This window comes from Nostoc cf. commune SO-36 (assembly GCF_023734775.1).
Taxonomy (GTDB): domain Bacteria; phylum Cyanobacteriota; class Cyanobacteriia; order Cyanobacteriales; family Nostocaceae; genus Nostoc; species Nostoc commune_A.
In genome coordinates this window covers 2,937,239-2,956,166 of sequence record NZ_AP025732.1, presented here as the reverse complement: position 1 = coordinate 2,956,166, position 18,928 = coordinate 2,937,239, and the positions used below count along the sequence as shown (strand labels likewise).

Genomic DNA, 18,928 nt, shown 5'->3' with positions numbered 1-18,928 from the left:
CTATTTCATTCTAAAAAATTGCTTAAGTGTGTCTAACCCAAATGAACATAATCGTTGAGCTTGTGCCATATTTTCAAACATTTGACTTCGATATAAATTCAGAGTGAAATTACGAGCGATAGCAAAAATCTGGGGTAAAGGTTTAGTACGAATTCTAGAAGCGTCTTCTCCTTGAGTTACATCTCGAACATAATGAACTTTATTTTCAACACCCCAATATCCCCGGATGCGCTCGCTAAACTCTTGGGCTGTCGTACTTAAGGAAGATATGTAATAACGTGTTTCATTTTGGACTTCAATATGATTGTGCCTGATAGTCTGACGTTCTGATTGGACTCGGATGATAGTTTTCAGACCAGGCCAGAATGTAATATCATTTGGCGACTGACAAATACTAACTCTACGTTTTTCGATTCGACCATGACCTTTATTAATTAGTGAAACAGTAGAGTCTGGTATAAAATTTGTTTTAACATCTTTAAACAGAGTTGGTTGGTTGCCTTTAAGAGCAGCAATGTAATCATTACCAGTTTCGATTATCAATTCACAAGTTTTTTTTGGGTATTAATCGCATCAAAAGCGAAAACTACCCCTTGAAGAGCTAATTTTTGAATCAAAATTGGTAGAGCTTTAATTTCATTGGTTTTAGCATCTACTTCCCACGGCTCTAAAATCAAACCACGCTCGACAATATAGGTGCTAACTAACATTATTGCCGGATGAGAATCGGAATTTGGATTATCTTCTTCGATTTGATACGAACCTTTGATGACTTTGCCATCTAACCCTATGGTTTCTCCGCAGACTGGTTGTATATTAAAGAACTTAGCAAGACACGCTCCATATTCCTCGTAATTAACCTGTAACAAGGCACGACGTAAGGTGCTATACGAGGGTAATCTATTTTTCGCAGGTTTTAATAGTTCTATCAATTCTTCTTGGTAGCTTGCAATCCAATCTCCGATTGCTAAAAATCCTTTATTCCCCGCTGCGATGCCTACGGCGGGCTGCGCCTACGCAAGGGTAAATAATGCTAGGCACAATGGCAACGTATGACGTTGCCCAGCTCGGCGGCGGGGGTCTTGAAGCTCAAGAAAAGCTTCAATTATTGCTGGTTGGCTCACGGTACTAGATGTATTTCATTTTTAGTGCTGCATTGTACCATACAGCCTTTATGTTTAGAATGAAATAGCCCTGGTATCACCATCTCTTCAACCTGTTGCAATGGAAAAATTTTGTCATCGCACAGATACTTTCTAACGTATGAGTCGATGAGAATAGCGTGTAGTGTGTTCAGCCCACTTTCCAAAATTGGTTTTAACAACAGCCTCTGAGTTTCAAGTATTAAAGTCATTGGTTTAGACCTCACTGCACTCCAGAATTTTTGAGAACAGAAATATTACTTATAGTCTAGTGAACCATAATCTGGAGATATAATTTGTTATTTCGGCGATGCCTGCGGCGGGCTACGCCAACGCATTTGCTATTTCGGCGATCGCCCCACCAACTCTTTTACCCTGGTAAAAATGTCGCAATAAACTTTTCAACTCCTTTAGGGTCTTGCATCAGTTGCTCATTGAGTTGCTTGGCCTGCTCACCTGGGTAAACTTCTTCTATGCCATCAACCACAGCTTGCAATGCATCCCGAACTACTTCTTCTGGAGGTACTTTAGGCGAACAGGAAAAGACTTACCCATGCCAATATCGATCGCTCCTGGTAACACAGCTAACACCAGCGTTTTCTGAGCCGCCAACTCTGCCCGAACCGCCTGAGTCAATGACAAAACTGCTGCTTTAGAAGCGCCATAGCTGCCATTAAAAGGAAGATTTACCCGCGCCACCATTGAAACCATATTAGCGATCGCTCCACCTCCATTTTGTTTCAAGATGGGAAGCAAAAGCACGGCACATAATCAACGTCCCAAAATAATTAACTTCCATTTCTGCCCTAGCGGAAGACAAATCAGGTGCAGACAATCAATCCCTGGTTCAAGCCCACACCAGCATTGTTAATCAGCAAGTTGACATCTTGACAATTTAGTGCAGCTTGGCGAACAGATTCTTCATCAGTAATTTCTAACTGAATCGGGATAATTCGCTGCGGATCAGTTGCAACCAGTTCAGCTAAAGCATCCACCTTGCGAGCGCCAGCATAAATTTTGGCTACACCTTGCGCTCTTAATCCCTCTACGAAGTACTTACCTAGACCTCCATTTGCGCCAGTTACCAAAGCGATTGCCACCTAAAACTTCCATGCTTTTCCTTTATACCGGCGAAATAAGAATTACTCTAATCCAAAAATATACTTATACTTACTTTTTGGGAAGTACTTACTTTTTTGTAAGTTCGCATAATATATGTCAGAAAAGCAAACTGAAGGCACGTCATTTGTGCAAATAACGCTAAAAATATTAGGTGGCAAATGGAAGATTTTAATTCTCTGGCACTTGAAAGATGAAGCCAAACGATACAGCCAATTGAAACAATTGATTCCTGAGATTACTGAAAAAATGTTGATTCAACAACTTCGTGAACTAGAAAATGATGGAATTGTTAACCGAAAAGTGTACTCAGATATACCTTTGAAAGTGCAATATTCTTTTACAGATTATGGCAGAACTCTTATACCTGTCTTAAAAGCTCTTTGCGACTGGGGACAAGAACATCTAAAACGAGTTATTAGGGAATAGAAATTAGGAAGTGGAGCAGAGATTTTCTAATGCCCTATTCCCAATGTCCTATTCCCAATGCCTTATATTCAAAACTCGTAGCGTAACACACTAAAACTTATAGAAATAGTGGGTTAGGCTTGCGTTAATGCATTTGCATAAAACAGCAATTTACACGGTAAGCTTGTGTCTGATTTAGCGCTACATAATTATCTCCCTCGCGTTCCCGATGCAGCATTGCAAGAATACATAGAATGGTGTGTTTTAGAACAGGCAAAAGCCGCAGAATGTAACTTTACTCCTGATAGAAGTAAGTTAGATAATTTGCCACCAGAAGACTATGTTCCTAAACTTGTCGAGCAGTTCATGAAAGTTAAACCAGACCCAATTAAAGCTGGTTTGGTAGCTGCGATCGCAGGCAAAGAAGCTGACAAACACGCTTTATCTGGTTTAGCGATCGCTGCTGATTTTGTATCTCTTTATGTCAAGTATTTAATTCCTAAAGAGGGAAGTACTAAAGAACAGGCTGAAGAGATATTAACTAAAGTGTCACAAGATCAGTATGAGAAACTGACTGAAGTTGCCAAGAAACATGGTGTAGCTTTATAGTTTCCTGCTGATAATTTGGTTTTCAGAGGCTTTGTCTGTATTATTAGTCAGAGCCTCTGTTTTAGTCACTACTGATTACGTAAATCAGAAACTTTACTTACTAATTGTTGAATAGCGATCGCCTCACCAGTAATCTCACAACTACATAGCTACTGTGGTATTGCTAGAATATACTTACTATAATTCTGTAACTTTATGCCCGCTAGGGACTTCTACCATAATGCTGTAAAAGCAGCCCTTGTCAAAGACGGTTGGATAATTACAGCTGACCCTTACATCATCAATTATGAAAATACTAAACTATTTGCTGATCTAGCGGCTGAAAGAACACTTGCAGCTGAACGCAACGGAAGTAAAATTATTGTTGAAATTAAAAGCTTCCTGGGTAAATCGCCAATAAATGACTTTGAAAATGCTTTAGGTCAATATATTCTTTATCGTAATCTGATTAAGGTTACAGAACCTCAATATCAACTTTATTTAGCAATCAAGCAAAGCACTTATGAAAACTTTTTCCAGCTAAAAGCGATTAAACTAGTAGTTCAGCAAAATCAACTCTTATTAATAGTTGTAGATGTAGAAAGTGAGGTAATAGTTCAATGGATAAACTAAGTCACTATAGAAATATAATTAAAAATATTCTCATAGAATATGACCGCCTCTGCAATAGCTCACCTGATGACGACGTAGAGAGCCTTTTATCACTCGATAATGAACGCGATCAATATCTATGGTTCCAGGTTGGCTGGCAAAAAAATCGTCGAATCAAAGGCATTACTGTACATATTCGGATTAAGAATAACAAAATTTGGATCGAAGAAGATTGGACTGAAGAAGGTATCGCCACCGAATTATTAAACGTAGGGGTTCCTCAAAGTGATATTGTGTTAGCTTCCATCCTCCAAGCGATCGCGCTTTAACTGAATTTGCAACCGCTTAAACAATTAAATCTCATCCCATGCTCACTATTATCGGTTGCGGCAATCTCAATCGCAGTGACGACGCAGTAGGCGTAATCATTGCCCAACGCTTACAAAAATATCTAGCTGAAAACCCTCATCCTCATGTGCGTGTGTATGACTGTGGCACCGCAGGGATGGAAGTAATGTTTCAAGCTAGAGGTAGTAAGCAATTAATAATTATTGATGCAAGTTCAACTGGTTCTGAACCAGGTGCTGTGTTTAAAGTTCCAGGAAAAGAACTGGAAGCAATGCCCGAACCTAGTTATAACTTGCACGATTTTCGCTGGGATAATGCTTTAGCCGCCGGACGGAAAATCTTTCAAAATGACTTTCCTGAAGATGTCACAGTTTATTTAATTGAGGCTGCAAATCTTGCTTTGGGACTAGATTTAAGTCCTGTTGTCAAAGATTCTGCTGATTTGGTTTTTGAAGAGGTAGCTGCACTTATCAGCCAGAATATCAACTTTTAATTAACAATCCCAAATCCAAAATCCAAAATCCAAAATCGAATCATGCCCAATCCCGATAAACAGAAAGTTCATCTACCCTCATTTCAAAAGGTATGCCTTGACTCTCTGGCGGACAAACACGGATTTTAGCACTGCTAACAATTCCATGTAGTAATGTTCCCATTGGCACAATTTTTTGTAAAACACGCCAATTAATAACTTGATCGGGACATTCAATTACCAATGTCAGAGCATTGGCGTGGGTTGTGACATACCACCGACAATCAGATAGAAGATTTTGAATGGTGCGATCGCAAGCGTCATAAAAATATCTGCTAATAGAATACTCTAGCTGTTGCCGCAGTATAATATCCGCAGATGTCGGTTGCATAGGATGTGAGTCATCACCATTGAAGTAATACATCTTTCTAGCCATATCTCTTTAGCTTCCTGCTTATATTCCAATCACCATTCCATAAAGTACATCTTTATTTGTTTCTAATAATTCTTGGGTTTCGTCATCATAATACGCACCAATTCCACTACACTGAATTCCCAAATAATTACTAGTTAAATAAAGCCTTTGTCCGAGAAAACCAGCTATTTGCATAGCAGTTTGATAGTTTAAATAATCTGACACAAAAAATAAAGTTACAGCGCCATCTCTAGCAATAGCCTGATTAATACATAAGTAACCTGTCTTATCGCTAAAGTTACCCGCTTTAACCAGATACGTACCTTTATATAACCCAGGTGTCATTCCTTCTACTCGATGCACTACTGAGTAAATTTCTATTTGCTCATAATTTTCTGTCGGTATTGACTGCTGAAGTTGTTGTACTACATATAAATAATCTTCTTGAGAAATAGACTCTTTCCGGAAACGTCTAATAGAACGTCTATCCCAAATTGTTTGATAAAATTGATCCCGTTCAAAATCAAATTGAGGATACTCTAATTGCTGCTGACGACTCTTTTGTAGAGCAGTTGCTTGATAAGCATCTTCAATAAATTGATTGGATTCAAAATAATCAGTACCAGAGACAAAAGGAATTTTCAACCTTAAGCGTCTGATGTTCTTGTCTTGTACTTCTCCTGACACCGCACAAGCCGTGATAAACTCCTTATTCTCAAAACCCAAATCTGAATTGAGCGCAAGTTTATCAAAGTCGAAAATTAGTTGTATATCTCGGTTGTGGAGAAAAGCTGAAGCCGCAACTGCACCTAAATGGTGTCCGCTATCTAAGAAGCAATACCTTATGCTTCTATTTTGATATTTCCAGCTAGACCTATAATAAACACAACTAATTAAAAAGATGAATCCGTTGATACATTTACCCGGTATAATATAATTCTCTAACCCATCATCAATTAATTCATAGATGAGAGTTAGACAATTATTCTCAACTTCTAAATGGTATATACCATTTATCATTCCCTCAATCCCGCGAACCTGTACGTAAACTTCCGTAGGATACAGAGCGCCTGCTGATGGATTCACCCGCAATTTATAGGGGCCATCTTTATATACTTTTTCTAGTGTTATTGCACTGGTTAAAGAGATAAAAGAATGAACAGGATTATTGAGATTTAATTTCACTCTCCGATAAAACTTGGGATAAACTTTAAATGCAGATGGCTGGGTTGAAGCGTCTACATAATTTGGATCAAGTTGTACCGATAAGTAAGAATGCTTGGTAGCATCATGATAAGCTTTGCCCGATATCTGACTGAATGGCATTTTTAAGTATCCTTAAAACTTCTACGTTGCTAGCAAAATCTATCGCTTTATAATCGTCTAAGTTTTTTAAATATAAATTAGGATGATGTTGTAAAAGTAACTTGACGACTTCTGCCTTTCCGGCTGAAGCTGCGTACATTAAAACAGTTGCACCATTATCATTTTGGTTGTCAATATTAATGTTGTTCGCAAGTAGTAAATTAATTAAATCGTAGTGATTACCAAAACAAGCAAACCACAAAGCATTATTGCGATCGCTATTTCGAACATTGATATCCGCACCTGCATCAATTAATTCTTTGACAACCGTAGCAACTCCTTCTCTTGTAGCTTTCATCAAAGCTGTATCGCCATTTTCACCAGGCTGATTTAAATCGCTGGAATCATAGCCTTTTTCTATTAACCATTGGGTTGTTGCTTCACTCAAATTATGGCTGTTGGTTCGATTCATAAGTATTCCTTTGCTAGCTTAATTTGTACTAATTTTGACTTTTCACGTTATGTGGAAAAGCGCACGAAAGACCTAACCCCCTTCCCGCATCGGGAAGGGAGAAAATTCAAAGTCTCTTTCTTTTTAGGAGAGAGATTTAGAGAGAGGCTTTCCAGATCCCGTGAAAAGTCAGGTGCTAATTTACTAATATAAATTTGCTTGGTAAATAGAATGGTGAGCATTGCCCACCATTTTTGCAGAAATGTTATTTAAATTATTTTCACTTACATATATGCTATCAACTTTATAAGTTTAAATTCTGAATCATTTATAAAGATCAATAGATATTCTTATTAAAAAAGCTTGAAAAGTAATTTAAAAGCAGTAACTATTACAGTTGTATTTCATAATATAGATTAATAACAGATATGTCATAAAGATGGCTCTAGTTCGCTGCCTTCTTCAAGAAGCCAGCGAACTGAGAAGGAAGGACGTGTATTTTTAAATTTACTGGCAATGATAAGAATATAAAATATTGTCTACATCTTCGATGGTAAGACTTTGTTTGTCAGCTAAAGTTTTCAATCTATGGGTAATATCTTCAAGCTGAGACAAATTAAAAGAAAGTCCTAGTTCATTAGCTCGGTGATTAACCGCCTGTTTTCCAGCCAATTTATGATTAATTAAAATTGAGCGCGTCACACCAAAACTCCGGGGATTAATAGCCTCATAAGTCTTGGAGTTATTAAGCATAGCCTTAGTATGAATGCCAGCTTTATGGCTAAAAGCACTTTCACCAAAAACACAGTGGTTAAAAGGAATAGAAATTCCCACTTTTCTTGCAACTAATTCATGCAAGTAACCAAGTTGATCCAAACGATATTTAGATTTGATCTGTTCTGGATTTGTAGCATATAATCTAGCGATAAATCCAGCTAATGAGGTAATACCATTGCGTTCACCAATACCCAGAACACAAGTATTAATATGAGTTGCTCCCGCTTCCAGTGCTGTATAACTGTTAGCATTTGCACATTCTGTATCATTATGACCATGAAACTCAATATCTAAATTGGTGAACTGGCGCAAAGTCTTCACTAATTCAAATATTTGCATCGGAGTAATAATTCCTACCGTATCGGCAATTCCTATACGTTTGACAACTCCTAATTTCTCAATCGCCGAGTAAATTGTAATTAAATCTTCTGTGGAAGTGCGTGACGAATCCTCAGCAGAAAATCGTAACTCAATATCGGGAGCTTGCTGATGAATAAAAGTTAAAACTTCAGATGCTAAATCAATAATTTGATTAATATTTTTACCATGACTAAACTGACGCATCAAAGAAGAACTACCTATAGTTAAATTAATTCCAGCTACACCTGTTGATAGAGCAATTTTGGCATCTTCTAAGTGACAACGGATGTGAGTTAATATTTTGGATGGCAAGGCTAACTGAGCCAATCGTTTGCAATCTCGTCTAGATTGAGGTGAAGCAATTGGCGACGTTAACTCGATATATTCTACTCCAAATGCAGCAAGAGCCTCAGCGATTTCGACTTTATCATCTGAAGAGAAATTGGCTTTGACGAATTGTTCGCCTTCACGGAGAGTGCTTTCTACAATTGCAAATTCAGATAGCGACACTGATTTATCCTTTGTGCTAATTATTACTAATAATGCTTACTTGTTAGTTTTTATATCAACAGACTTGCATAATCTAGAAATAATTGCTTTGGCTGATTCTTGGGGACTGACTATAGTATCAATTATAAGAGAGCGATCGCTTGTATCCATCCCTTCTAAAATCTGTTTCGTGGAAACCGGATCATAGTTTTGACTCTCTTCCACAAATATTTTTAGTTTCTCGCGCAATTCTACATCTGTAACAACTTGTTTTTTTGCAATTTCTAAAATTTCTTGTTCTTCTTTAGGAGTAAAATAAGCAGACGCCTCTGGTACTCCCAAACTAGCAAAATTAGTCAGTGTTTCTGGGACAATTTGCCGATTATCTTCTAACTCTTGATTAACAATCTGGTCAAAAGAATCATGGCGTTTCAAAAGCCTTTCTATACGCACCGTATTTGGTGCAGTCAACATCGCAAACTTAGCACTTTTTAAAGTCGTAGCTGCATAGCGAACCTCATTTTCACCACGCAAACCATCAAAAACTAACATAGAGTTGACTTGTTCGGGATTAACGTGCAACGAAGCTAAAATGTGACCCATTCCACCAGGAAAGTATTCTCGATAAAGGCGAGTATAAGTTAGGCGTTTAATCCGGCAATGTGGTTGTACGAGTTTCTCTTGCATTTTTAACATCGGCGCAATTATTACGCGTTCGGTTAAAACACGACGATTAGGTAAAAGTGTGAAATCCAAGCCTTCTTCAGCCAAAGTTTTTGTGATTGTGCTTTTTCCCACTCCAGTCATACCCACTATAATTAGTAAAGGAAAACTTGTTATTGGCAACCAGTCTTTAGGTGCAGGAAACCCTACGCCTACACCTGGACTTAAGTGTTCAAAAAATAAATTTGCTCTTGTTGTATTAATTATCTGCTGCACAATATAAACCTCTTTTGTTAGCTTATTAAAATTAAGTTTTAACTAAAATACTCAAGGATTTTTTCGTTTTAAAAACGATACTCTACTTTTCTGGCAAGCCTCTTTAAAGCTTACTCTAATCCTCAATACGACTATTTTTTAGTTAGTATAAATACAAAAATATTCTCTAGCCCTCAGTATTTATACAGAAAATATATCAGATTTAATTAATAATCTTATTCTTGATAACACCTATTGATATTATTTTTTTAAATTGTTTTATCCGGAGTTGCATAGCACATGACTATGCTTCCTTGTAACATTCATTTTATAGAGATATAGCCGTTAGGTAATGAGAAGCATTTCCAAATTATTAAGATATTTTAAAAATGAACAGTTTTAATATTAAAAGTTGCTACTTTACTAAAGTATAAATAGCTAACATTGGCAAGCAAAACATGGAAATTAGCGCTCGTAATTCTCTTAAAGGTATTGTAAAAAAAGTTTTACCTGGGACAGTCAATACTGAGATAACTTTAGAGATAGCACCAGGGGTAGAGCTAGTGTCAATCATTACAAAATCATCAGCAGAAAAGCTAGGACTTGTAGAAGGTAAGGAAGCTTATGCTGTGATTAAATCATCAGATGTGATAGTTGCTGTTGAGTGAAAAATAGGCAATTTGGCTTTACTTGCAAGCCACTCTATTTCTGATATCAAATTGCATTCATATCTATAGATTAGTGGCCTCACTCCTAGAATTAGTTATCAAAGGAGTGAGGTAAATGTATTTTCTTTGGTAGCTAAAGGCAGTAACCAAAGTAAGAGTTTAAACGAGATACGCTTCTTGATGAGTCTTAATTGTGCAATTAGAACGAGGATAAGTTACACAAAGTAAAGCGTATCCTTTAGAAACCTGATCGTCATCCAGGAAGTTTTGATCGTCTTGATTAACTTCACCTTCGACAACTTTACCAACACAGCTAGAGCAAGAGCCTGCATGACATGAAAAGGGCAACTCAATCCCATTTTCTTCTGCTGCTTCTAAGATGGTGGTTTCTTCGTCAACTTCAATTGTGGTGTCGAGGTCTTCTTTTTTGTTGATTAATCTAACTTGGTAGGAAGCCATTTTCAGATTCTCCTCAAACGTTATACAGTTGGTCTAATTTCCGAATTTTTTGAGCAACCTATCCTACTTTTTGCTTCCCTTCTTATTACAGAGATGCTAAGTTTAATCAGCTTCTTTATAGAGGTAAGGGATGCAAGGCGAACTAGAATCTACCTCAAGGGCATTGAAATGCGAAGTGCGTCTATGGGAAGCCTCTACAACTGACTTAGCGCTAACGGAATGATGTTAGCTGCAAGGTACACCAGTAGGCGTACCGTCGTCTGTTTTGAAAGACTTTCCACAACCGCAGGTATCAGTTGCATTGGGGTTGATGAATTTAAAACCGCTTTCCATCACTCCCTCAACGAAGTCAACGATAACTCCGTCTAATAACGGCGCACTTTTGGCATCAACGTAAACTAGCACTTTGCCTTGGTGACTTACCAAATCATCTGGTTGGGGTTTGCTAGTAATATCGATCGCATATTCATAGCCACTGCAACCACCATCTTTTACCGAGATGCGGACACCTTTAGTTGCGCCATCAGCGTCGGGTGCTGAACCTTTCAGGAATGCTCGCAGATGAAATTCTGCTTTTTCTGATAAAATAACGGCCATGAAGTCTCCTGATTTGTAGCGATTAGTTGTTTTGATTTCAGGTGTAGGTTGTCATCTGACTCTGGCAATTTTGGATTTTAGATTTTAGATTTTAGATTTATCCTTCAATCCAAAATTCAAAATCTAAAATTGAATGACTAATGACTATTGACTGTGGGTTCCATCGAATTGGATTGCGCGTGTCTCCAAGGCGCACTATTGCCGCATACTGGACAAGAGCGATCGCGGTGAGAACGGCGTTTAGCAAATTCCATCCGATTTAGGTCGATTGTCAGCAATTGCGATAATAGAGGCTGACTAAACCCGGTGATTAGTTTGATCGCTTCCAGCGCCGTTAGACAAGCTAGTGTCCCAGAAACAGCGCCTAGAACTGAAAAGCCGCGCTGATCCCAATCAGGCTTTTCTGGAAACAGACAAGATAAACAAGGAGTCACACCAGGAATAATCGTTGTCAGGTAAGCCTCCATCCCATTCATTGCGGCTTCTACCATTGGCTTACGCGATCGCACACAGGCTTCATTTAACAAATTGCGCTCTGTAAAATTGTGGGCGCAATCAAGAGCCATATCAGCAGATTGCACTAACGAATCTACATTTTCCGGGGTGATGTAATCATGAACAATTTCCACTTGGACATCAGGATTAATCGCATCCAGAGTTTCTTTAGCTTTGAATACCCTTGGCTTACCTACCCAATCATCAGTCATGAGAACCTGACGATTCATATCATCTAGCCGCAAGTCACCACCCCGGACTAGGATTAGCCGCCCAACGCCCGCTACTGCTAAGTAAAGCGCCGCCGTACCGCCTAATCCCCCCACACCTGTAACCAAAACTGTCGCTGACTTCAGGCGTTTCTGTGCTGTTTCGCCAAAATTTGGAAGCATCATTTGGCGACGATAGCGTTCTAATTCGGTAGGCGTTAGGTTAACCAATTTATACCTCCTAATCAGAAGTGATTTCTGTCAGTGTGACTACATTTTTCGGCTTGTCGTTAAACACTTTGAACAGCTTTTGTTCATAAGCTGTCGATTCGGTAAATAACTGATAAGCTTTTTGCAAAGCCAAAGAATATTGATTTAATTTCTCTTCTTGACTCAAGTCAGGAGAATTATCATCAATTTCCTGAATATGTTGAGAAAACTTTTTCAGAATATGTAGACGATGCACATTCACAACTTCTAAGTCGTAGGACATATTAAAGAATTGAAAAAATTCTTCTGCATCTACGAGCTTCTTGAATTCATCAATTGTTCCAGTCATTTCGCATTCTCCAATTGTTTCAGATGTTGCTTGAGTTCATCTAACTGGCGATAGATTTCATAAGTCGCGGCTGCAACATCCATTAGTTGTTTGTAATCTGTTGGCAGTCCTTCAGCTAAATCATGCAGATCCATTTTCATTTGACCTGCTTTGCTGTTGAGCCGTCTGATTTGTCCTTGTAGTTCCTCAATTGTCATTTGTCATTCGTCCTTTGTCTGTTATCATTAGCCATTTGTCTTTTACTAATGACCAATGACCAATGACTAATGACCAATTAAATTTTGCCAACTTCAGGAAAGCGCTTCGCCAAATCAAGGCCTTTTTTGACGTAGTTCTCTCCCTCTTCGGCTAATTTCTCTACTGAGTCAAAGCCAAAGCGTTGAGCATCTCGCAGGGTTTTCACAGTTAGCAAAAGACGACCTGAAAAAACTAGCGCCCAGCCAAATCCTTCATGACTCAAATCAACTACAACCTGAGATATCAAACCTGTTTCTTGTTCAATACCAGCAGCTACAGCCCGAAAAAATGCCATAATCCGGGCTTGAGTTACCGCATCAACTTCGCCTTCAACGGATATTTCCCGTTTTTTTTGTTTGGTGACAATAAAGGGTTTGAGAATCAACTCATCCGACCAAGTACGATAAACTCCATAGCTGTCTTGACCACGGATTTGGTTGATTAATACCTTAAGAAAAGGTGAGTTCAAGACTTCAGTTGTAGCGGTTCCGTTAACACTATTATTTGCGGTCATACTGTTGCTTCGTCTTCAATTTCATCAGCAAAGTTTGTAGTTTTTGGCTGTAAAGCTTTACGCAACCAAGGTGGAGGATTACCTTTGAGGGTTTTCACTAGCTTATTTAGCACTTCACTAATTTCTTCTTCTTCCGATCGCGCCTTCACTGGGGTGACACCTTTCTTGATTAACCGAGCGGCGGCACTACCACCAATTGCTGTTACGTAAATAATCGTACAGTCGTCTATTGCCTCAAGTTTTGGGGTGATTTTGTCTTCATTCCCATCTTCTTTGAGTTCACCTTCAAAGGTGAGGGTTTCTACGAAGTGATATCCCTCATCGGTAATTTCGTAAACATCAATCATTTTTGCCCATCCAAAGTGGGCGTTAATATGAACTCGGTCGCTCGTCGTGAAGGCTATTTTCATTGTAATTCTCCTCTCTAAAGTTTTGAATTTTGAATTGATAAGAAGGAATCCAGGAGTCAGGAGTCAGAATTCAGGAGTAAGAATTAAATCTGCATATTTAGTGGTTTTCCCTATGGAAATGCCAAATGCAAACCATCAGTGGCAGGTTTTACTCTTTCTGAAACGCATTCTGAATTCTGAATTCTGACTCCTGAATTCTTGAAGAAGAATTCAAAACTCAGCGCTCACAATTCCGAACTCTTGGAACTGCTTAACTCTCGCTTCTTCTGCCTCTAAAAACAGGTTGCCGATGCCAAATAAAAGCTCCATCGTGCCTCGATAGCCAACTTTAGTAAATTGACCATTACCTAAACGGTCATAAATGGGCAATCCTAGACGATAAAGAGGGATTGAGAGGCGTTTTGCGATCGCACCCACATTTGAGTTACCAATCAGCAAATCTGAACCACCAGCTAAACTCTCAAAGTCTTCTAAGTCGCCGATGGTGATGCTTTTAACTGGGAGCTTTTCTAAGAGGTGCGATCGCGTGGTTGTCACCACAGCATGAATTTGACTACCCATCGATTGCAAAAAATGCACCGTTGACCACAACAAATCTGGTTCCAGCGCTAAGGAAACTCGTTTTGCACCGAAGTAAAAATGGGTGTCCAACATCGCATCTTGCAACTGACGGCGTTGGCGGCGGTATTTTTCGGGTACGCTGTTACCGCTCAGAATCGCCAATGCTTGGATAAATTCATCTACTGGTTCCAATCCCGTCAGTTCGCCAAACACTTCGTAAGGTGTGCCAAAGCGTTCTTCCAGAATCTTGGCAGCCCCCCGCATACTTTCGCCCAATGCCAGGGTAAAGGCAGAACTACCTACTTCTCGTAGCTGTTTTAAGGTAGTCCCACTGACTGTAACTGCACTATAATTATCCTCTAAATGTCCATCTAGAGAAGCGCCAAGGTCAGGTACAAAGATCGGTACTAATCCAAAGGATGTGATTATCTCTTTGATTTCCTGTACATCCCCTGGTGTGAAGGCAGAACCCGCCAAAATCGTGACTTGTTCAGTTCTGAGTCCACCCGCGCGAGGAATTTCTTTAACTATGCTTTCAACAGCTACGGCAAAGCCATCTTGCAACGCACCTTTAAAATCTGGGGTAGGTGCAAAAACGATCGCTAAATCATTCAATTCGGGATGGCGATCGCGGATTTCCTTAAGAAACCCTTCAATATCATCGCCTCTAGTTTCCGTTAACCCAGTACTACATAAACCAATAATTTCTGGGTTAGCCTTTTCCACCAGAGTCAGAATTGCTTGCTCCACATTCTCTTCACCACCCAAGATAGTAGTGACTTCCGTCATCGCCGTCGTAGCAAGGGGAATCGCTTCTCGGAAATGCCGCACCAGGACAACTTTAGCGAAAGCAGTACAACCTTGGGAACCGTGGAATAAGGGCATCGTCCCTTTTAATCCCAAAAAGGCTAAGGTTGCGCCCAAAGCTTGACTTTGCTTGAGGGGATTAACTGTCAGTGCTTTATCGGAAACAGTAACGATCGCCATTAAACTACCTCCTCACTTGGAAGCTCTTTACTCTGCGTTCTCTGCGCCTCTGCGGTTGAAAAATGATTTTTTTGAACCACAGAGGACGCAGAGGGCACAGAGAGGAAAAGATGAGAATTTGGTGTTGTTACCATTAAACTTCCTCCTCTTCTTCCCAAGGAGCGGGTTTGCGTATTTGTTCCCAAATCGGGCTATACAGAGCTTCGTACAGTTCCCGCGCCATCTCAATCATTCCCACATAACCTGCATAAGGATGGTGACGTTCTTGGTTGATATCAAGGAAAGGAATTCGAGCTTTCAAAGCTGTGTATTGGTTACGTCCACCAGCAATCAGCATATCTGCGCGAGTGTCTTTAACCAGTTGTAACAATTCTTGAGCGTTGCCTTTCTCCAGCATGATGCCATCGTTGCCGATCAACTTCTTGATCTTGGCTTTATCTTCTTCAGTACTTTTGCGAGTACTGGTAGCAACAACTTCAATGCCTAAGTCCCTAGCAGCCGAAATAATCGACCAACTCTTAACACCACCTGTATATAATACAACCCGCTTACCTTTGAGTCGAGCGCGATAGGGAGCCAGTGCCAAATCTAAAGCAGCCGTTTCTTCTGCAATCAGCTTTTCTGTCCGCTCCTGTAAATCAGCGTCGCCTAATTTAGCAGCGATATTTCGCAGACAGCGATTCATATCATCGATGCCGTAGAAAGACTCTTCAATGTAGGGGATGTTGTAACGCTCCTCCATCTTTCTCGCCATATTCAGCAACGCTCGTGAGCAGATCATGACGTTGAGCTTGGCGCGGTGGGCGTAGCGAATTTCATCGTAGCGAGCATCGCCCGTAATTTTAGACAGAATACGAATGCCTAATTTTTCTAGCAGTGGTGTTACTCCCCACATTTCCCCGGCGATGTTGTATTCACCGATTAAGTTAATATCATAAGGCGTTGTATGTTCCGGTTCTGCTGTTCCGACAACATATTCTAATAAAGCTTCACCACCGAAACGGTTGCCGAGATTTTTACTGCCAATGAATCCTGGGGCAATGACGGGAACAACAGGAATACCAATTTTCTCAGCCGCCGCTTTGCAGACAGCATCCATATCATCGCCAATTAAGGCTGTAACGCAAGTGGCGTAGACGAATACTGCTGCGGGTTGGTAGCGCTCTTTGAGTTCCAGAATCGCTTTGTAGAGCTTCTTTTCGCCACCAAAGATAACATCATTTTCACCCAAGTCAGTCGTAAAGCCCATTTTGTAGAGTTGAGGGCCAGACGACAGACTACCACGACTGCCCCAGGAATTACCAGCACAGGCGATCGGCCCGTGGACTAGATGCGCTGCATCTGCGATCGGCACTAGAGAAATCATTGCACCATCAAAGGCACAGCCCCCTTGAGCCGCGCCAGGTTGTGCCTGTTGAGCGCATGATTTGTTTTTCTTTTCTGCTTGTTTGTGCTGATTATGCTCGCATCCTGTCTCAGTCAGCAGTTCGTTGATTTTACCTTGGGTGCTTTTCATGTCTCTTCTCTTAATTGTTAATTGTCCTTTGTCATTTGTCATTTGGATAACTAACAACTAATGACTAATGACCAATGACTAATGACCAATGACCAATGACTAACAAATGTATCTTGTGACATCCTCTCCACAAACATCAGCGAGGTAAGATAGAGCGCGAAAACGCAATCCTACAAATTCGTCATATAAAGGATTGAGTTTACATAGTGGTGGAATATCAATAGTCTTCCCAAATAATTTAATTTGTCGCTCAAAGGGACAACAACAAGGAATTGTTTGGCAAATTAGATGAGCGAAGCGATTATTTTTAATCTGAATTCCATCTACTACACGGCGTAACGGATTAAGAAGATTGTGGAACCACCCTGGTTTTTTCTGATTAGGTGGATGGTAATTAGGATGAGGATGAGTGTGAGTATGTTCGTGAGTGTGATTGATGGTTTCCATCTATATATACCTTGGGTAAATGCTATCAAGAAAAAGGGAAGTTGGGGATTGGGAATTGGGCATTGGGCATTGGGTTTAGATATTTCCCCATTCCCTACTCCCTACTCCCTACTCCCCTTCTTTACCCTTAATTAACACGTTGTGTTTCTACGCAATTTCTAACGAATCAAATCGTAGGAAATATCTGTCTTAGAAGGAATGTTGGTGTTGCGATCGATTTCTTCAAACAGGGTGTTTACAGTCCAGTTGAGGAGGTTGATTATACCTTGATAACCGATGGTGGTGTAGCGGTGTAAGTGGTGACGATCTATGATAGGATAGCCAATTCTCACTAAGGGAGTCTTGGTGTCGCGCCACAGGTACTTACCGTAGCTGTTACCGATGAGCAAGTCTACGGGTTCGGTGAACAGCAGTGAACGCATGTGCCACAAGTCCTTACCAGGCCAAACAGTTGCATGTTGACCAAAGGGGCTAGAAGCAAGCAATTCTTTCATTTCTGCTTCAAATATTTCGTTGCTGTTGTGAACCAAGATATGCACAGGTTCAGCACCCATTTCTAGCATAAAGCCAACTACGCAGTATACTAAATCTGGTTCGCCGTAGATAGCGAAGCGCTTGCCGTGAAGCCATGAGTGAGAGTCAGTCATGGCATCAACTGCACGACCGCGTTCGATTTCCAATTCTTGAGGAATGGGAATACCGCTCAATTCGCTGAGTTTCATCAAGAACTCATCAGTACCCTTGATGCCCCAAGGACGGGAAACTGAGGTTGGTTGCTTCCACTCTTTTTCAATGTATTCGCGGGTTTTGATGGTAGAGTGTGCTTGCAGAGCGATCGTTGCTTTCGCGTTGATTGAATCTGCTGCATCTTCTAACTTTGTACCACCTGGGTACATATCGAATTCACCTGTGTTTGGTGAATCGAGGTAGTCGCTGTTGTCGGCTAAAATTGTGTAGTCAAAGCCGAACAAAGAAGCAATCCGCTTGATTTCGCGGTTGTTGCCTACGTAGGTGTCAAAACCTGGGATGAAGTTGATTTTACCATTGCTGGTTTCTTTCTTCTGACCTGCGGTCACGTTAGAAAGAATTCCCTTCATCATGTTGTCGTAACCAGTGATGTGGGAACCGACAAAGCTAGGAGTGTGAGCGTAGGGAACTGGGAAATCTTTAGGAACTGAACCAGCTTCTTTGGCGTTGTTGATGAAAGACTGTAAGTCATCACCAATTACTTCTGCCATACAAGTTGTGCAGACAGCAATCATCTTAGGCTTGTACAGTTGGTAAGAGTTCGCCAAACCGTCAATCATGTTTTGCAGACCACCAAACACGGCTGCATCTTCAGTCATTGAAGAAGACACAGTAGAGAATGGTTCTTTGTAGTGACGGGTTAAGTGGGCGCGGAAGTAAGCAACGCAACCTTGAGCACCTTGAACGAAAGGTAGAGTACCTTCAAAACCAACAGCAGCAAAGATTGCTCCCAATGGTTGACAAGCTTTAGCAGGGTTAACGGTTAAAGCTTCACGAGCGAAGTTCTTTTCACGATAATCCCAACCCTTTGTCCACTCTGCAACTCGTGTTACTTCTTCGGCTTCGTGACCATTTTCAAACTGCTTTTTGTTTTCAAATAGCTGTTTGTACTCTGGTTGGTGGAATAACTCGACGTGATCTTGAATTTTTTCTGGATTCTGAGGCATTTCTGGATCTCCAAGGTTACTGAATTCTTTACTAATTGAGGTGGGAGTAGGGAGTGGGAATATGATTCAAAATTCAAAATGCAAAAATCAAAATAAATTTTTAATCTTTCAATTTTGAATTTTGTATTCCCAACTCCCCCCTGGGGCTTTAGCCCCAGGTTATCCTTACTT

Annotated in this window: 24 protein-coding genes and 2 pseudogenes; 6 read left to right on the top strand and 20 right to left on the bottom strand. The window is 40.2% G+C overall.

The genetic code is table 11. The features are described 5' to 3' along the window. From ANSO36C_RS13170 to ANSO36C_RS13155, 4 genes and pseudogenes are all read right to left on the bottom strand, one after another. Positions 1-953, bottom strand: a pseudogene (locus ANSO36C_RS13170) (ISAs1 family transposase). A 167-nt stretch (positions 954-1,120) separates the two neighbouring features. After that, positions 1,121-1,354: a hypothetical protein gene (locus tag ANSO36C_RS13165; RefSeq protein ID WP_251959895.1), complete on the bottom strand. Its 234-nt coding sequence runs from the start codon at positions 1,352-1,354 to the stop codon at positions 1,121-1,123. Between the two features lie 295 nt (positions 1,355-1,649). Beyond that, a complete protein-coding gene (locus ANSO36C_RS13160; protein WP_251959894.1) occupies positions 1,650-1,886 on the bottom strand; it encodes an SDR family NAD(P)-dependent oxidoreductase in 237 nt (78 codons plus the stop codon). 77 nt (positions 1,887-1,963) lie between these two features. Beyond that, positions 1,964-2,242: an SDR family NAD(P)-dependent oxidoreductase gene (locus ANSO36C_RS13155; protein ID WP_251959893.1), complete on the bottom strand. Its 279-nt coding sequence runs from the start codon at positions 2,240-2,242 to the stop codon at positions 1,964-1,966. A 115-nt stretch (positions 2,243-2,357) separates the two neighbouring features. Between ANSO36C_RS13155 and ANSO36C_RS13150 the strand changes: the two genes are divergently transcribed. The 5 genes and pseudogenes from ANSO36C_RS13150 (at position 2,358) to ANSO36C_RS13130 (ending at position 4,710) form a co-directional block, all read left to right on the top strand. Beyond that, positions 2,358-2,690: a winged helix-turn-helix transcriptional regulator gene (locus tag ANSO36C_RS13150; RefSeq protein WP_251959892.1), complete on the top strand. Its 333-nt coding sequence runs from the start codon at positions 2,358-2,360 to the stop codon at positions 2,688-2,690. Between the two features lie 165 nt (positions 2,691-2,855). After that, positions 2,856-3,278: a hypothetical protein gene (locus tag ANSO36C_RS13145; RefSeq protein WP_251959891.1), complete on the top strand. Its 423-nt coding sequence runs from the start codon at positions 2,856-2,858 to the stop codon at positions 3,276-3,278. A 195-nt stretch (positions 3,279-3,473) separates the two neighbouring features. Next, positions 3,474-3,890 (top strand): XisH family protein, encoded by a 417-nt coding sequence (locus tag ANSO36C_RS13140; protein WP_251959890.1) that lies wholly within the window; start codon positions 3,474-3,476, stop codon positions 3,888-3,890. Then, positions 3,878-4,218, top strand: a pseudogene (locus ANSO36C_RS13135) (element excision factor XisI family protein). Before ANSO36C_RS13140 ends, ANSO36C_RS13135 begins: the two are co-directional and overlap by 13 nt. An 18-nt stretch (positions 4,219-4,236) precedes the next feature. After that, positions 4,237-4,710 (top strand): hydrogenase maturation protease, encoded by a 474-nt coding sequence (locus ANSO36C_RS13130; RefSeq protein ID WP_251959889.1) that lies wholly within the window; start codon positions 4,237-4,239, stop codon positions 4,708-4,710. A 40-nt stretch (positions 4,711-4,750) separates the two neighbouring features. Here the strand turns inward: ANSO36C_RS13130 and ANSO36C_RS13125 are convergent, their stop codons facing one another. From ANSO36C_RS13125 to ANSO36C_RS13105, 5 genes are all read right to left on the bottom strand, one after another. Beyond that, complete coding sequence (locus tag ANSO36C_RS13125; RefSeq protein ID WP_251959888.1) at positions 4,751-5,125, bottom strand: hypothetical protein; 375 nt, start codon at positions 5,123-5,125, stop codon at positions 4,751-4,753. An 18-nt stretch (positions 5,126-5,143) separates the two neighbouring features. Then, the gene (locus tag ANSO36C_RS13120) at positions 5,144-6,430 is read right to left on the bottom strand and encodes a nitroreductase family protein (protein WP_251959887.1); all 1,287 of its coding nucleotides are present in this window, start codon (positions 6,428-6,430) and stop codon (positions 5,144-5,146) included. Beyond that, on the bottom strand, positions 6,393-6,881 hold the full coding sequence (locus tag ANSO36C_RS13115) for an ankyrin repeat domain-containing protein (RefSeq protein ID WP_251959886.1): 489 nt from the start codon (positions 6,879-6,881) through the stop codon (positions 6,393-6,395). Before ANSO36C_RS13115 ends, ANSO36C_RS13120 begins: the two co-directional genes overlap by 38 nt. 486 nt (positions 6,882-7,367) lie before the next feature. After that, the gene (gene lysS, locus ANSO36C_RS13110) at positions 7,368-8,507 is read right to left on the bottom strand and encodes a homocitrate synthase (protein WP_251959885.1); all 1,140 of its coding nucleotides are present in this window, start codon (positions 8,505-8,507) and stop codon (positions 7,368-7,370) included. Between the two features lie 36 nt (positions 8,508-8,543). Next, the gene (locus ANSO36C_RS13105; RefSeq protein WP_251959884.1) at positions 8,544-9,425 is read right to left on the bottom strand and encodes an AAA family ATPase; all 882 of its coding nucleotides are present in this window, start codon (positions 9,423-9,425) and stop codon (positions 8,544-8,546) included. A gap of 437 nt (positions 9,426-9,862) precedes the next feature. Between ANSO36C_RS13105 and ANSO36C_RS13100 the strand changes: the two genes are divergently transcribed. Beyond that, positions 9,863-10,072 carry a TOBE domain-containing protein gene (locus ANSO36C_RS13100; RefSeq protein WP_251959883.1) on the top strand — a complete coding sequence of 70 codons (210 nt, stop codon included), beginning with the start codon at positions 9,863-9,865 and terminating at the stop codon, positions 10,070-10,072. Positions 10,073-10,231: 159 nt separating this feature from the next. Here ANSO36C_RS13100 and ANSO36C_RS13095 read toward each other — a convergent pair whose 3' ends face one another. The 11 genes from ANSO36C_RS13095 to nifK form a co-directional block, all read right to left on the bottom strand. Beyond that, positions 10,232-10,531: a 2Fe-2S iron-sulfur cluster-binding protein gene (locus tag ANSO36C_RS13095; protein WP_229553977.1), complete on the bottom strand. Its 300-nt coding sequence runs from the start codon at positions 10,529-10,531 to the stop codon at positions 10,232-10,234. Between the two features lie 225 nt (positions 10,532-10,756). Beyond that, on the bottom strand, positions 10,757-11,128 hold the full coding sequence (locus ANSO36C_RS13090) for a HesB/IscA family protein (protein WP_196519596.1): 372 nt from the start codon (positions 11,126-11,128) through the stop codon (positions 10,757-10,759). A 137-nt stretch (positions 11,129-11,265) separates the two neighbouring features. Continuing rightward, positions 11,266-12,063, bottom strand: coding sequence for a HesA/MoeB/ThiF family protein (locus ANSO36C_RS13085; RefSeq protein ID WP_251959882.1), 798 nt, complete (start codon positions 12,061-12,063; stop codon positions 11,266-11,268). A 10-nt stretch (positions 12,064-12,073) separates the two neighbouring features. Beyond that, the gene (gene nifW, locus ANSO36C_RS13080; RefSeq protein WP_251959881.1) at positions 12,074-12,391 is read right to left on the bottom strand and encodes a nitrogenase-stabilizing/protective protein NifW; all 318 of its coding nucleotides are present in this window, start codon (positions 12,389-12,391) and stop codon (positions 12,074-12,076) included. Beyond that, positions 12,388-12,588: a CCE_0567 family metalloprotein gene (locus ANSO36C_RS13075; RefSeq protein WP_229548975.1), complete on the bottom strand. Its 201-nt coding sequence runs from the start codon at positions 12,586-12,588 to the stop codon at positions 12,388-12,390. Before ANSO36C_RS13075 ends, nifW begins: the two co-directional genes overlap by 4 nt. A 77-nt stretch (positions 12,589-12,665) precedes the next feature. Further along, positions 12,666-13,142, bottom strand: a complete 477-nt coding sequence (locus tag ANSO36C_RS13070; protein ID WP_251959880.1) for a NifX-associated nitrogen fixation protein — start codon at positions 13,140-13,142, stop codon at positions 12,666-12,668. Further along, a complete protein-coding gene (nifX, locus tag ANSO36C_RS13065) occupies positions 13,139-13,552 on the bottom strand; it encodes a nitrogen fixation protein NifX (RefSeq protein WP_251959879.1) in 414 nt (137 codons plus the stop codon). The genes ANSO36C_RS13070 and nifX overlap by 4 nt, the downstream gene beginning before the upstream one ends. Positions 13,553-13,762: 210 nt before the next feature. After that, complete coding sequence (gene nifN, locus ANSO36C_RS13060; protein ID WP_251959878.1) at positions 13,763-15,100, bottom strand: nitrogenase iron-molybdenum cofactor biosynthesis protein NifN; 1,338 nt, start codon at positions 15,098-15,100, stop codon at positions 13,763-13,765. 133 nt (positions 15,101-15,233) lie between these two features. Then, on the bottom strand, positions 15,234-16,616 hold the full coding sequence (gene nifE, locus ANSO36C_RS13055; protein ID WP_251959877.1) for a nitrogenase iron-molybdenum cofactor biosynthesis protein NifE: 1,383 nt from the start codon (positions 16,614-16,616) through the stop codon (positions 15,234-15,236). Positions 16,617-16,715: 99 nt separating this feature from the next. Beyond that, entirely contained in the window at positions 16,716-17,063 is a 348-nt protein-coding gene (locus tag ANSO36C_RS13050; RefSeq protein ID WP_251959876.1) for a Mo-dependent nitrogenase C-terminal domain-containing protein, read from the bottom strand. Between the two features lie 158 nt (positions 17,064-17,221). Then, the gene (nifK, locus tag ANSO36C_RS13045; protein WP_251959875.1) at positions 17,222-18,757 is read right to left on the bottom strand and encodes a nitrogenase molybdenum-iron protein subunit beta; all 1,536 of its coding nucleotides are present in this window, start codon (positions 18,755-18,757) and stop codon (positions 17,222-17,224) included. Positions 18,758-18,928 lie beyond the last annotated feature (171 nt).